The sequence below is a fragment of the Streptomyces sp. S4.7 genome (assembly GCF_010384365.1).
Lineage (GTDB): Bacteria > Actinomycetota > Actinomycetes > Streptomycetales > Streptomycetaceae > Streptomyces.
Window position 1 is genome coordinate 2,866,252 of the sequence record NZ_CP048397.1, and the last position, 13,882, is coordinate 2,880,133.

Consider the following 13,882-nt stretch of genomic DNA (forward strand, 5'->3'; position numbering starts at 1 on the left):
CGGGCTCAGGCGATCTCGTACCGGAAGTCGGCGGGTGCGGGGCGCTCGTTGCCGATCATCATGATCAGGAGCGGGGCCTCGCCGGTGGCGTCGAGCCCCAACTCCTCGATGTAAGAGACGTTGTCGAAGCCCAGGGCGACACCGCAGCCCAGCTCCAGTGCGCTGCTCGCCGTGTAGAGGGACTGCGCGACGGCTCCGATGGTGGCGTTGACGAGGCGGTAGCCGCGGTCGCCGACGGCGTCGAGGACGGCGGAGGTACGGATCGTGGGCACCAGTACGGCGCCGGCCTGCTCCAGGTTGTAGTTGGAGAGGAAGTAGTTGCGCTGGAGGAATTCGCCGGGGCGGCCCGCCTTGACCAGCCGCAGCTCACGGGCGTCCGGGTCGTACTCGTAGGCGCCCGGCTCCACCCCCTCGACGTGGTTGACGAACGCGTACAGCTTCGTGAGCCGTACACCGTCGCCGCCCTCGCCCGTGCCGGTGTCGCCGCCGAGGCGTGAGCCCGCGGCGGACGCGGCGAGGCAGGCCGCCAGTTGTTCGCCCGTGACGGGCCGGCTCGCGTCGAAGCGGCCGAAGCTGCTGCGCCGGCGGCGCAGCACCGTCCGTACGTCGGCGGGCATCGGCCGCGGGGCGGGCAGCGCCGCGACCGGCAGGTCCGCGTCGGCCGGGGGTGCGGCGGCCGGGGCGAGCGCGCCGGGGGCGGGCCGTTCGGTGGCGTGCGCGGACGTCGCCTCCTGCATCCTCAGCAGCGCGTCGAAGGTGAAGACCTCGCGCGAACGCTCGACATCACGCCGTCGCACGGAGACGGACCCGGCGCCCGGCCCGGCGAGGCCCGGGGCCGGGCTCGAACCGCCTTGCGCGCATGCCCACTTGAGCGGGACGACCGCGAACACGCCCTCCTCCTCGCCCTGTACGCCCAGGAGCCTCTGGAGCCGCGCCTCGTCGAACCACATCGCCGGTTCGACCGCCAGCCCCCGCGCGCCCGCCCACATGCGCCAGGTCTGCACGGCGGCGCCGAGGTCCATGCTCACGGCGTGGAAGGAGAAGCTGTTGTACTTGAACGAGTTCTGCCAGTACTTGATGCCCAGGACCAGGTACTGGTCGGTGTCCGCTCCGTATCCGCCCAGCGACGCGCGCACCTCGCCGGACACGTCGCCGGTGAGCAGGCGCTGCATGGCGTGGTGGCGGGTGGAGTAGTAGTGCACGCCCGGCGTGACGGGCCCGCGCGGCCCGGAGACCCAGTAGACGCTCACGGGGTAGAGGCCGCCGCCGGAGGCGGAGCCGCGCGACCAGTTGGCGAGCGGGTAGAAGGGCAGGGCGCTCAGGTCGGTGTTGGCCTGGACGCCGAGCCGGCGGCCGGTCAGTCCGTAGGAGTCGAGGAGCATGCCGGAGAGCGACGTCAGGTCGAACGCCGCCTCGCCGGTGGCCGGGCCCCTCGCTCCCGCGCCGCCGCCGAAGGCGCGGTCCAGGCCGGCGTCCGCCGGATAGCCGGCGACGGGCAGCGGCAGGCTGTCGACCCCGGGGTAGTACTTCGCCTTGCGCGGGCCGTCGGACCAGTTGGGCACGAAATCGGCCGGTGCCATCGGGACCCGGCCCCGCTGCATGATCGCGGCGGCGTAGTCATGGGCGTACCCCATGGTGGGACTCCTCTCGGGGGTTCGGGTCAGGGGAAGGGGTGCGGCGCCGGGTTCAGGTCGGCGTCGGTCAGGTCGCGTTCCCGCATCCCCGCCTCGCGCAGCGCGGTGCGCAACCGGGGCAGGCCGAGCGCGCGCTGCCGGGTCCACCCGAAGTCGATGGGCAGCAGGCCGGGGACGATCACGGAGACCGTCGTCAGGCCGAGGTCACGCTGTTCGGGCATCGTCTGGTCGACGACGACCACGTCGAATCCCTCGTCGGTGACGGCACTCACGCACCGCGTGAGGTCCTCGCGCAGATCGTCGGAGACGGGCGGCAGGGATCCGTCACCGTACGCCTGCGCCAAAGACCGCTTCGGCGGCCGGGGCGCGCCCGGCTCGCCGATCAGGAAGTGGGCGTTGTCGCCCATCTCCGGGATGCCGTAGGCGAGCGGGTGGTCGTGCAGCGCCGCGACCTTGTCGTAGTCGGTGGCCATGGCGCGCAGCCTGTCCTCGTCGCGTTCGGTACGGCCCTGGAGGTTGACGGCGTCGGTGGCGATCTCGCACAGCGCCCCGGCGAGCGCGGACTCGGGGTCGAGTCCGGCGCCCGCGCCGAAGCACATCCGGCCCCTGCCGCCGTCGGGGCGGACGGCGACACCGGTGATGACGGGGATCGGGAAGCTGATCCGGGTGTCGAAGAAGCGGGCCTCGTAGCCGTACATCTCCAGGCGGTCGACCATCTGCCGGGTGGCGGCGCGGGTGCTGGTGCGCGGGTCGAGTTCGGGCAGGGCGGCCTGTCCGTACCAGGTGAGGAGGAAGGCGTCGCGTTCCACGACCTCCATGAGGCCGAAGTACACGGCCTCCTCCATACAGCCGCCGGACGCGCAGCCGTTGGAGCTCTCCTGCACGAACCGGTTCTCCAGACCGGGCGCGTGATAGTACGTCAGCACCTCCGGCACGAGAACGGGCTGCTGGTCGCGGAGCGAGTAGCCCCAGACCCAGGGAAGTTCACGGTCGGGGTGGAACGGGGTGACGCGCGGGTTGGCCTTGTGGAACTCCTCGGAGTACAGGCCGACTTCACGTGGATCGAGTGTGCGTTCACCGGCGGCCCGCAGACCGTTGAGCGAGCCGTGGACGCCCGCGACCTTGGCGCGCGAACGCATCCCGGCGTACCGCTCCAGCCCCTCCAGGACACCGATGCGCACACTCTGCGCGAAGGTGTCGGCGTGGCCGCCCCAGAACGTCTCACGCAGGTAGTCGCCGCTGCGCATGGAGAAGCAGCCGATGGTGGCCGAGGTCGAGGCGGAGGAGATGTCCTGCACGACGGAGGGGCCGAGGGAGCCGCAGACGGGGTTGGCGTACGGCTCCACGGGCAGTTCGTACGCGCTGATGTCGCGCAGCCGGAAGCTCCCCGGCTTGTGCTTGGGCGCGGGGTTGAGCGTGAGGACGGCCGCCTCGGCGGTGTCCTCCTCGGCGCGTCCGCAGCGCGGGCACTCGGGGTCGGGCACGAGCGGGTAGTGCCGCACCTGAAGGGTCTGCAGGTCCACGAGGTGGACCGCCGGGAAGGAGCCGGTCGACGGCCCCTTCCCGGCGAGTCTGGCCGCGACGATCCCGGCGAGGGCGTCGGCGGTGAACGGGGTGATGTACGGGGACTCCCCGGCGGCCCTGGTGCCGGAGCCCAGCTCCAGGGCCTCGCGCAGCGCGACGGAGCGCACGCCCTGCCAGCGGCGGGCGAGACAGCGGGCGCAGGGGCGGTGCGTGGCCGCGCCGGGCTCCGGGAAGGGTCCGACGACCGCGTGCCGGCCGTAGAACCGGACGGGCACGGCGTCCCCCTGCTCCCCGCCGGCCGGCCCCTCGTCGACCGGTCCCTCGTGGGCGAAGGCGTCGTGGACGCCGAGCGGCGCGACGTCGAGCACGGGGGCGGGCCCGGAGGCCGCGTCGAGGCCGCGGCGCATCAGGGTGGCGAGGTCGTGGGCCGACCGCGCCCATGGCTCAACGGGCATCGGGCGCACCCTCCACGCCGGTGGTGACGGCGCCGTCGCGACCGGTGGCGGGACCGGTGGTGAGCAGGACGCGCGCCGTACTGATGCCGCCGGCGGGCAGGTCGGCCGGGGTGGTGGGGACGTACAGCACGTCGCGCCCGGCCTCGCGAAGCCGGTCGAGGACCGCGTCGAAGGTGGTGGCCGTCGCGTCGGCGGCGACCGGGTCGGCGGTCAACAGGACGGTGGCCGCGGCGAGTTCACCCATCAGCGGGTCGCCGGTGTCGACCGCGGTCGCCGGGTCCTCGGCGTCGAGCTGCACCTGGCCGATGAGGTCGCGCAGCGCGGCGCACGCGGCGGTGGTCCGGGAGAGCCCGGCCGCGACGGCCCAGCGTCCCAGCCCTTCGGGCCGGTCCCCTTCCACGCCGCCCGTCTCACGGGCCAGTACGACATGGGCGCCGGAGTGCTCCTGCTCGCCGAGGTCGACGAGTTCGGCCCGGATCCCCACGTTCGGCACCGACTTGAGCAGGAACACCAGTTCCGGGTCGGCGTCCGGCTCGCCGGCGGCCGGGGAGGTGACGAGCGCGCCCCGTGCCTCGCCGCGTACCGCGCGCAGCAGCGCGCCGTGGGCGAGCGCCGACAGCAGACCACGGCCCGCCGCCTCCTGCGGGGTGGGGCCCGCGCCCGCGCCGGCGGTGGTCGCCTGGTGCAGCCGCTCGGTGTTGTACGGGCCGAAGGGACGCACGGCGGCGGCCGGTACCTTTACGGACTCCTTGGTCAGCAGCGATGTCGCGGTGAGCCAGGCGCCGACCGCGTCGGCGCCCGCGCCGGTGCCGCCGCCCGTGGTCAGACGGTCGGGGAGGACCGCGTCGTCGGGTGCCGGGGCGCCGGGCGCGAGCGTCTCGGGGACGATGGGCACGACGTGCTCGACGTACGCCTCGGCAGCCGCGTACAGCGCGCGCAGCCGGGCGCCCGCCAGGTGGTGCACGTCGAAGGCGGCGATCCGCCTGCGCGGTCCGTGGCCGACGGCCAGCTCGACGCGGCTGATCTTGAGCGGGGTCTGGGTGAGGCTCTCGTCGTCGTACCGGCCGAAGACGCCGGTGAAGGGGCGCACCAGCACCGTACTGATCCGGTTGAGGTCCTCGACCAGCGCCTCGGCGTCGCCGGCGCTCTCCACGGTCGGCGTGACGGGCAGGGTCAGTCCGCCGGGCAGCGCGGGGCGCGGGGCCACGGCGGCGGGCGCGCACAGCGCGCAGCGCGGGTGGGGCTGGACGGGCTCGGCCATGACGTCGAGGGATTCGAGGTCCTGGACGAGAACCTGCCCCTCGGTCTCGGCGGGCAGCACACCGGTGGTGAGGCGGAAGATCTCGTAGCCGAGGAGGTTTCCGGACATCGCGGCGACGGGGCCGGTCGGCGCGGACCGTCCCGAGGCGCCGCCGGTGGCGCCGCCCGCGACCTCGCTCCAGATGTCGGCGGCCGTACCGGCGTCGGTGTTGCCGCCGAGGCGCAGTACCGCGCAGGACCAGCAGCCGGTCGAACCCGCCTTGCTGAGCGGCCCGGTGACCGACCTGCGGCCGAACGTCCAGGCGGGGATGAGGGTGGTGCCCTCCGGCACGCCCGCGAGAAGCAGGGCGTGGGTGCGGGCGGAGGCGTCGGGGCCGGTCACGACGACGACGTCGTAGCCGTCGAGCGCGCTCCAGCCGGGGTGCGCGGTGAGGCTGTCGAGGGTCACCGGGCAGTCCTGGGCGGCCAGTTCGGCGATCTCGGCGAGCAGGGTCGGGTCGCTGTCGGCGTCACCTTCGACGGCGAGGCCCGCGCAGCCGTTGCGGACGAGGCTCAGCGCGCACCAGCGGGCGACGGGGCCGGTGCCGAGGATCGCGACGCGGGTGGTGCGGTAGCGGCGGAAGCGGGCGAGGGCGCCGTCGGCGTAGTGGTCCGCGTAGGCGATCTGGGCGGCGAAGCGGGTGGTGACCGCGTCGGTGAGGGCGTCGGGGGCGCCGGACGCGTCCGAGGTGTCGGGGTCGGCTTCGTCCTCGGGTATGTCACGGGCGAAGCCGCGCTCGTAGAGCGTCTTGACCAGCTCGGCGGCCATGGCCTGCTGGGCGGGTCCGAAGCCCTGGCAGATGTCGCCGAGCCGGTGGTGGCCGGCGAGGTGCGGCACCATCAGCGAGGCGAACCGGTAGGCGGTGCGGCCGGTGAGGTGGAAACCGCCGTCGGCGTTGTGGAACAGGACCCCGCCGGGCGTCTCGGTGAACAGCACGTCCCGGCGGACACGGGGTCTGGTGCCGGCCAGGGCGTCGAAGGCGGACGCCACCGGGGTCCGGGCCGGGGCCGGGGCAGCCGGAGCGTCCGACGCCGAAGCGGACGCCGTCCCGGTCTGCTCTGCCGCCGGAGGCGCGACGGCCGTAGGAGTCGCTGTCGCTTCTGCAGCCATGGGATTCACACCTTCTGTATCGGTCGGGATCGGAACGGCGCGGTTCTGCGCGCGTACACACGGAGCAGTTCGTGCACCCGGTACGGGCCGGGCGGCCCTTCTTCCAGCAGTCCGGCGTCGGCGAGCCGGTCCAGTACGTCGTCCGCCTCGACGGGGGACATCCCGAGCACCCGCACGCCGTCCTCGGCCGTGAAGTCGTCGGGGAGCTGCGCGGCGACCTTCAGGAACGCCTCGACGAGCCGCGGGTCGAGCCGGTCGAGCGCCCCGCCCAGTACGCGGTGCACCGACAGCTCGGGCGAGTCGGCGAGTGAGAGCCGGGCCAGCGGGTCCTCCGCCAGCCAGCTGACGGAGTCGGCCAGCCGCAGCGCCGGCCGGGTGAGCAGCCGGGCCGACATGATGCGCAGCGCGAGCGGATGGTGACCGCAGGCTTCGGCGAGCCGGCGGGCCTCCTCCGGTTCCGCCTCGACGCGTTCGGCGCCGAGGACGGCGACCAGCAGCGCGTACGACTCCTCCTCGGTGAAGGTGCCGAGCCGCAGCACCCAGCCGCCGTGGGTGGCGACGAGACCGGCGAGACCGCGCCGGCTGGTGACGATCACCGCGCCGTCGGCGCCGGCCGGCAGCAGCGGTCTGACCTGGTCGGCGTCGACCACGTCGTCCAGCACGAGCAGGGCGCGTTCGCCGCGCACCTGGTCGCGCAGGGCGGCGGCCACCTCGGCAGCCGCGTCGTCGGGGCTGCGCGGCGTACCGTCCGGGGCGACCATCCGCACCATGAACAGGCCTGCCGGGAAACTGTTTCTGACCTGGTGGGCGAGGTGCCGGGCCAGCGCGGTCTTGCCGATTCCGGGTGCCCCCGACACCAGGAGGGTGACGGGTTCGTGGCCGGGCGCGGTCAGCCGCTCCAGCAGGGCGGTGGTCTCGGCCTCGCGCCCGGTGAAGGAGTGCACGGCCTCGACGGGTTCCACGGCGGCCGGCGGCGGCGCGGCGGGGGCGGTGGTGTGCCGGCGCTCGCCGTTGCCGGCGGAGGTGTACGCGGCGCCGGCGGGGTGGCGGTCGTCGGCGGGTCCGAGGTCCTCGCCGCGCAGGATGGCCAGTTCCAGCCGGCGAAGCGCGGGCGACGGGTCCACCCCCAGCTCGTCGTGCAGGTACTCCTTGACCATCCGGTACTCGGCGAGGGCCTCGGTCTGACGGCCCGTGCGGTACAGGGCCTCGATGAGCTGTTCGCGGAACCGCTCATGGCCGGGGTGGGCCCGGCTGGCGCTCCACAGCTCCACCAGCGCCTCGCCGCAGCGGCCGAGCAGCAGCTTGAGATCACAGGCGCGCTCCAGTGTCCGCAGCCGCTCCTCGACGAGCCGGGGGACTTCGTCGCGGTGCAGCACGTCGGAGCGGACATTGGCCAGTACGGAGCCCTCCCACAGCGACAACGCGCCTTTGAGCACGTGCAGTTCACTCTCCGGGTCGGCGACGTCCGCGGCACGCCGTACCTCTTCCCGGAAGCCGATCAGATCGAGGTGCCGGGGCCCGGCCGTGATCCGGTAGCCGCCGGGCACGGCCTCGATGGGGGTCTCGGTCACCCCGTGCTTGGTGAACAGCCGGCGCAGCCGCAGTACGCACGTCTGGAGCGCGGCACGGGAGGTGGCGGGCTGTTCCTCGCCCCACATGGTCCGCTGGAGGTAATCCGCGGAGACGACCGTGTTGGCGTGCAGGAGCAGCGAGGCGAGGAGGATGGTGGGCTTGGACGGCTGGAGGACGACAGTGTCGGGACCGTCCGTGATGCTGAGCGGCCCGAGGAGCTGAAACCGCACCGGCTACGCCTAGTCCCAGCCGTTGACAAGCTTGCAGAGCGTCAGGGCCTCGCCGGCCACCGTCTCGGGGAGGAAGGCGGCGGCCGTCTGGCACGCCGGCACCGGGTCGGGCGCGCTCGGCCCGGCGACGCGGGCGGAGGCCGAGGCGGTCCCCGCGGAGAGGGTCAGTGCGGCCGTACAGACACCAAGAGCGAGTGCGGTTCGTGCCGAGCGTACGGTGCGAGCGGTGCGCGAACGGGCCATGATCTTCTTGGAGTTGCAGTGCGGTACACCGAGCACAATTCCCCCTGTTGAATCGTTCCGTCGGACCGGATCGCTTTCCGGTGGCACGACCATGGCAGCGGGTGTCTCGAAATGGGGGGCCGGGGCGTGTCAGCTTGTTGCATCTACGCGCGCAGCTTGTTGTCAGCACCGCTCTGACCAGGGAGGACAAAAACAGCTCCGGTGGGCGTCGAGGACGCCCACCGGAGCCGAAAATCACCTAGGCCGGGCCGGTGGCGGCGGGTCGGTCACCGCCGGGCACCGCTAATCCGTGGCGATCGCATTCAGGACGTTCATCCGGCCCGCCCGGAACGCCGGGACGAGCGCGGCGAACAGTCCCACGAAGGCCGAGGCCACGAACACCCCGATGATGGTGGGCCACGGGATCTCCAGGACCTCCAGGCCCTCCAGGGCGAGGAGCTTCTGCGCCGCCGTGCCCCAGCCCATGCCCAGACCGAGGCCGAGCAGGGCTCCGAAGAGGGCGATGACGACCGACTCCAGCCGGATCATGCGCCGCAGCTGACGGCGCGACAGGCCGATCGCCCGCAGCAGTCCGATCTCCCGGGTCCGCTCCACGACCGACAGTGCCAGGGTGTTCACCACACCCAGCACCGCGACGATGATCGCGAGTCCGAGCAGACCGTAGACGATGTTGAGCAGTTGGCCGATCTGGTCCTTCAGGTCCTGCTTGAAGTCCGTCTGGTCCTGGACCTTGTACTGCGGGTACGCCGCCAGCGAGTCCTTCAGCGCCGCGTACGCCGCCTTCTCCTGGCCGTCCTCGGCCGCCGCGAACATGATCACGTTCTTCGGCATCTTCTCCGCGGGCAGATACCGCTCGGCGGTCGCTATGGAGGTGTACTTGGCGCCCTTGTCCACCGACACGTCGTCCGACGTGATCGCCGCGACCTTGAGTTTCGCGCTCTCGCCGCCCTTGAACGCGACGGTCAGCTCGTCCCCGACCTTGACGCCGTGCTCCTCGGCGAAGACGTCGCCGACGGACATCGAGTCCTTGTCGTACGCGGCGGACAGCTCGCCCGCGACGGTCTCGCGGCGCAGATCCTGCGCGTACGTCGAGTCGGCCGCAGCCAGGTCCTCGCTGACGGTCTTCCCGTCGGGCGTGGTCAGCTTCGCCTCGATCATCTTGTACTCGGTGACGTGCGCGATTCCGGGTGCCTTCTCCAGCGCCTCCTGGGCCTGCGGCACGATCGGCTGACCGGTGTCGGACTGGATGATGAAGTCCGCGCCGACGGTCTTGTCCAGCTCGTCCGTCGCCGAGGCGACCATCGACGAACCGACCACCGACAGACAGGCCACCAGGGCCAGGCCGATCATCAGGGCCGCGCCCGTGGCTCCCGTACGCCGCGGGTTGCGCAGCGCGTTGCGCTCGGCCATCCGGCCGACCGGGCCGAAGCCCCGCAGCACCGCGGTGCTCAGGATCCGGACGAAGAAGCCGGCGAGCAGCGGCCCGATGACGACGAAGCCGATGAGTGTGAGCACGACGCCCATGCCGAGGAACAGCGAGCCCTCGCTCGCCTTCTCGGCCCGCGTCGAGACGAGCAGCGCGGCGACACCACCGCCGGTGAGGATCAGACCGATCGTGCCCCGGATCCGTCCGGCGCGGCCGTCGGCCGGTGTACCGGCGTCACGCAGAGCCGCCATCGGCGAGATCTTCCCGGCCCTGCGGGCCGGTATGTACGCGGCGAGGACGGTGACGACGACGCCGAGCACCAGCCCGATCGCGGGAGTCGTCCACTTCACGGTGAGGTCCTGGGTGGACAGCTCCATGCCCATGGACGACATCAGTTCCATCAGTCCGACGGCCAGTCCCACACCCGCGGCGACACCGGCGACGGAGCCGACGACGCCGAGCAGGACGGCCTCCAGCAGCACCGAGCGGTTGACCTGCTTGCGACTGGACCCGATGGCCCGCATCAGACCGATCTCGCGGGTCCGCTGGGCGACCAGCATGGAGAAGGTGTTGACGATCAGGAAGATGCCGACGAGGAAGGCGATCCCGGCGAAGCCGAGCATCGCGTACTTCATCACGTCGAGGAACGAACCGACGCTGTCCCGGCCCGTGTCCGCCGTCTCCTTCTGCGTCTGGAGCTTGTACGTGCCCCCGAGCGATCCCGCCAGGTCCGCCTTCAGCTGGGCGTCGCTCACCCCGTCGTCGGCCACGACGTTGATCTGTGTGAACAGACCCGTCTCGCCGAGGAGTCCACGCTGGGCGGTCTCGGTGTCGAAGTAGAGGATGGTGGCGCCCGGGTTGGTCACCTTGAAGGTGGCGATGCCGACGATCTCCGCCCTGAGGTCGCCCGTGACCGCGATGGTGCGCAGCTCGTCGCCGAGCTTCAGGCCGTGCTTGTCCGCGGTGTCGGCGTCGACCATGACCTCGGTGGGACCGCGCGGGGCGTGGCCGGAGGTGATCTCCATCGACCTGAGGTCGTTGTCCGTCCAGTTGCCCGCGATCGTCGGGGCGCCGGAGGTCGCGCCCACGTTCTTGTTCTCCGTGTCGACGACCGTGACACTCATGCTGCTGACCGCGCCCTCGGCGGACTTCACGCCCGGCGACTTCTCGACGCGTCCGAGGACGGACGCCGGCAGCGACTCGGGCTTGCCCGTCTGCGACGGCGCTTCGTCGGCCGCCGCCGCGCCCTTGGGGCTGACGGTGACGTCGGACGACGTCGACGCGAAGAGCTTGTCGAACGTGGTGTTCATGGTGTCGGTGAAGACGAGCGTCCCCGAGACGAACGCCACCGACAGCAGGACGGCGACGGCGGAGAGCGCCATGCGGCCCTTGTGCGCGAGGAAGTTGCGCACGGAGGTCTTGACGACGGTCACGACGTCCGCCCCCGAGCGTCGAAGTTCTTCATCCGGTCGAGGACCTGCTCGGCGGTCGGGCTGCGCATCTCGTCGACGATCCGGCCGTCGGCGAGATACAGCACCCGGTCCGCGTAGGAGGCGGCGACCGGGTCGTGCGTGACCATCACCATGGTCTGTCCCAGCTCGTCCACCGACTTGCGCAGGAAGTTCAGCACCTCGGCGCCCGCCCGCGAGTCCAGGTTTCCGGTCGGTTCGTCACCGAAGATGATCTCGGGCCGGGCGGCGAGGGCGCGGGCGACGGCCACGCGCTGCTGCTGACCGCCGGAGAGCTGGGTCGGCCGGTGCTTGAGGCGCTCGGCCAGACCGACGGTCTCCACCACCCGCTGGAGCCACTGCCGGTCGGGCTTGCGGCCCGCTATGTCCATGGGCAGCGTGATGTTCTCCAGGGCGTTCAGCGTCGGCAGCAGGTTGTACGCCTGGAAGATGAAGCCGATCCGGTCCCTGCGCAGCTGGGTGAGCTTCTTGTCCTTGAGCTTCGTGATCTCGGTCTCGTCGAGATAGATCTCCCCCGAGGTCACGGTGTCGAGCCCGGCGAGGCAGTGCATCAGCGTCGACTTGCCTGAGCCCGACGGGCCCATGATCGCGGTGAACTGCCCGCGGGCGATGTCCACATCGACATGGTCGAGTGCGACGATCCGGGTCTCCCCCGAGCCGTACGCCTTGACGACCTGTCGCGCTCGCGCGGCGACGGCCAAGCCCCCTCCCGTGCCCCCGTGCTTGGGGATGGTCACAGCCGTTGTCACGGTAAGTCTCCTAAGTCCGTCGAAAATCAGGCGTCGTGAGGCACGCTGCGCGCCCCGCGCTGTGTGGTGGTGTGCCGATGTGTTCGTGGTGCGACGGGTGGTCGCGCGACGTGGTGTCGCGCGACCGGCCGTCGTGCGGCAGACGGGCCGGTGACTGCTCCCGCCGGCTCCGACCTGAGTCTGCGCCCCCGAGACCCTCCGGCGCGCTGGGGAAAAACTCAGACTTCTGCTGGGGTTTTCCTCAGGATTTCCGGGTGGTAGCCCCCCTCGGGCCCGCTCCCCCTCACCGCCCGGCCCCCCGACCGGCCTCCCCTGCGGTGTAAGACCAACTTAAAGAACGGGCCCGCCTCTTCTCCTCCTCCAGCGGGACGAACCGTCCCTGGCCGTAAGTAGGGAGAACCACCTAAGGGCTCTCCACCCTCAGGTGGAGCCGTCCTGAGGGTTCCCTCCGGGACGAAGACTGCACCCTGCCACGACGAGAAGGTCAAGTGAGATGGTGTCCGGGGAGATACCTGCATAGGGAAGGGATCCTGTGACCGCCATACCCGAGCGCGCCGCACCCGAGCGCCGCCGCGGTCCCGTCGTCGCCGCCCTGATGCTCGGCATGGCACTGGCGGCGCTCGACGGCACGATCCTTGCCACCGCCGTCCCGCAGATCGTCGGAGACCTCGGCGGCTTCTCCGTCTTCTCCTGGCTCTTCTCCGGCTATCTGCTCGCCGCGACGGTCACCCTGCCCGTGTACGGAAAGCTCTCCGACACCTTCGGCCGCAAGCCCGTGCTGATCGCGGGCATCATCCTCTTCCTCATCGGCTCGGTCCTCTGCGCCACCGCGTGGAACATGGGATCCCTGATCGCCTTCCGCGTCGTACAGGGCCTCGGCGGCGGCGCGATCCAGGGCACCGTGCAGACCATCGCCGCCGACCTCTACCCCCTGAAGGAACGCCCCAAGATCCAGGCCAGACTCTCCACCGTCTGGGCCGCGTCCTCCATAGCGGGCCCGGCGGTCGGCGGACTGCTCGCGGGGTACGCGGACTGGCGCTGGATCTTCCTGATCAATCTGCCGGTGGGCGCGCTCGCGCTCTACCTCACCGTCCGCCACCTCCACGAGCCCGGCCGCACGCGCGCCCGCGAGAGGGGGCACACCGCGCGTACGGAGCGGGGCCCGGACCGCACGACCGCTGCCCCGCCCCGCCCCCGCGTCGACTGGGCGGGCGCGCTCGCCGTCTTCGCCACCGGCACGCTCCTGGTCACCGCCCTCGTGCAGGGCGGGGTCGCCTGGCCCTGGCTCTCCGCCCCCTCGCTCGCGCTCCTCACCGGCACCGCGCTGCTCGCCGTCGTGACCTTCCTCGTCGAACGGCGCGCGGCCGAACCGATCATCCCCGGCTGGGTCTGGCGCCGCCGCCCCATCGCCGCCGTCAATCTCGCGCTCGGCGCGCTCGGTCTGCTGATGATCGCCCCGACGGTCTTCCTGCCGACGTACGCCCAGTCCGTCCTCGGCCTCGGCCCGATAGCCGCCGGCTTCGTCCTCTCCGCGATGACCCTGACCTGGCCGATCAGCGCGGCCCTCTCCGACCGCGTCTACAACCGTGTCGGCTTCCGCCGCACCGCGATCACCGGCATGTCCTTCGCCCTGCTGGTCCTGCTGGCCTTCCCCCTGCTGCCCTTCCCCGGCCAGGCATGGCAGCCCGCGCTGCTGATGCTGCTGCTCGGCGGGGCGCTCGGGCTGTTCCAACTCCCGCTGATCATCGCCGTACAAGGGACGGTCGGCTGGTCGGAGCGCGGCACGGCCACCGCGTCGATACTCTTCTGCCGCCAGCTCGGCCAGAGCGTGGGCGCCGCCCTCTTCGGGGCGCTGGCCAACGGCATCCTCACCAACAGGCTCGCCGACGCGCCCGGCGACGGTCTCCCGCGCGACCTCGACTCCGTGGCGCACGCCCTGGACGATTCGGCGGGCCTCACCGCCCGCGCGGCCGACTTCCTGCGCCGCGCGGTCGACTCGGCGGTCGACGCCGTCTTCCTCGGGGCGGCCGGCGCCGCCGCGCTCTGCCTGCTGGTGCTTCTCTTCGTGGCGCCGCGCCGCTTCCCCGTCCACCGGGACCCCGCACCGGATCCGGCCCCCGGCACCCGGCCCGACAAGGCGAGCGACGCGGCGACGGACGCCTCCTGAAGA

Annotated in this window: 8 protein-coding genes; 1 reads left to right on the forward strand and 7 read right to left on the reverse strand. The window is 72.1% G+C overall.

The genetic code is table 11. The features are described from left to right. Positions 1 to 5: 5 nt before the first annotated feature. From SSPS47_RS12510 to SSPS47_RS12540, 7 genes are all read right to left on the reverse strand, one after another. Positions 6 to 1,634: a nitroreductase family protein gene (locus SSPS47_RS12510; RefSeq protein ID WP_164251025.1), complete on the reverse strand. Its 1,629-nt coding sequence runs from the start codon at positions 1,632 to 1,634 to the stop codon at positions 6 to 8. 26 nt (positions 1,635 to 1,660) lie between these two features. Then, positions 1,661 to 3,565: a TOMM precursor leader peptide-binding protein gene (locus SSPS47_RS12515; protein ID WP_203558064.1), complete on the reverse strand. Its 1,905-nt coding sequence runs from the start codon at positions 3,563 to 3,565 to the stop codon at positions 1,661 to 1,663. 37 nt (positions 3,566 to 3,602) lie between these two features. Next, positions 3,603 to 6,023, reverse strand: a complete 2,421-nt coding sequence (locus tag SSPS47_RS12520) for a TOMM precursor leader peptide-binding protein (RefSeq protein WP_164251037.1) — start codon at positions 6,021 to 6,023, stop codon at positions 3,603 to 3,605. Between the two features lie 5 nt (positions 6,024 to 6,028). Continuing rightward, positions 6,029 to 7,825 carry an AfsR/SARP family transcriptional regulator gene (locus SSPS47_RS12525; protein ID WP_164251039.1) on the reverse strand — a complete coding sequence of 599 codons (1,797 nt, stop codon included), beginning with the start codon at positions 7,823 to 7,825 and terminating at the stop codon, positions 6,029 to 6,031. A gap of 9 nt (positions 7,826 to 7,834) precedes the next feature. Next, positions 7,835 to 8,104: a hypothetical protein gene (locus SSPS47_RS12530; protein ID WP_164251041.1), complete on the reverse strand. Its 270-nt coding sequence runs from the start codon at positions 8,102 to 8,104 to the stop codon at positions 7,835 to 7,837. A 246-nt stretch (positions 8,105 to 8,350) separates the two neighbouring features. After that, complete coding sequence (locus SSPS47_RS12535) at positions 8,351 to 10,927, reverse strand: FtsX-like permease family protein (RefSeq protein WP_164251043.1); 2,577 nt, start codon at positions 10,925 to 10,927, stop codon at positions 8,351 to 8,353. Continuing rightward, entirely contained in the window at positions 10,924 to 11,712 is a 789-nt protein-coding gene (locus tag SSPS47_RS12540; RefSeq protein WP_164251044.1) for an ABC transporter ATP-binding protein, read from the reverse strand. The genes SSPS47_RS12535 and SSPS47_RS12540 overlap by 4 nt, the downstream gene beginning before the upstream one ends. A 532-nt stretch (positions 11,713 to 12,244) precedes the next feature. On the opposite strand from SSPS47_RS12540, the gene SSPS47_RS12545 reads away from it, so the two are divergent. Further along, positions 12,245 to 13,879, forward strand: a complete 1,635-nt coding sequence (locus SSPS47_RS12545) for an MDR family MFS transporter (protein WP_239064870.1) — start codon at positions 12,245 to 12,247, stop codon at positions 13,877 to 13,879. The last annotated feature ends 3 nt before the right edge of the window (positions 13,880 to 13,882 follow it).

What these genes read in the sequence shown, in the direction of transcription:
- SSPS47_RS12510 (WP_164251025.1), bottom strand. Translation starts at nt 1,634, where the DNA reads ATGGGGTACGCCCATGACTACGCCGCCGCGATCATGCAGCGGGGCCGG.
- SSPS47_RS12515 (WP_203558064.1), bottom strand. Translation starts at nt 3,565, where the DNA reads ATGCGCCGCGGCCTCGACGCGGCCTCCGGGCCCGCCCCCGTGCTCGAC.
- SSPS47_RS12520 (WP_164251037.1), bottom strand. Translation starts at nt 6,023, where the DNA reads ATGGCTGCAGAAGCGACAGCGACTCCTACGGCCGTCGCGCCTCCGGCG.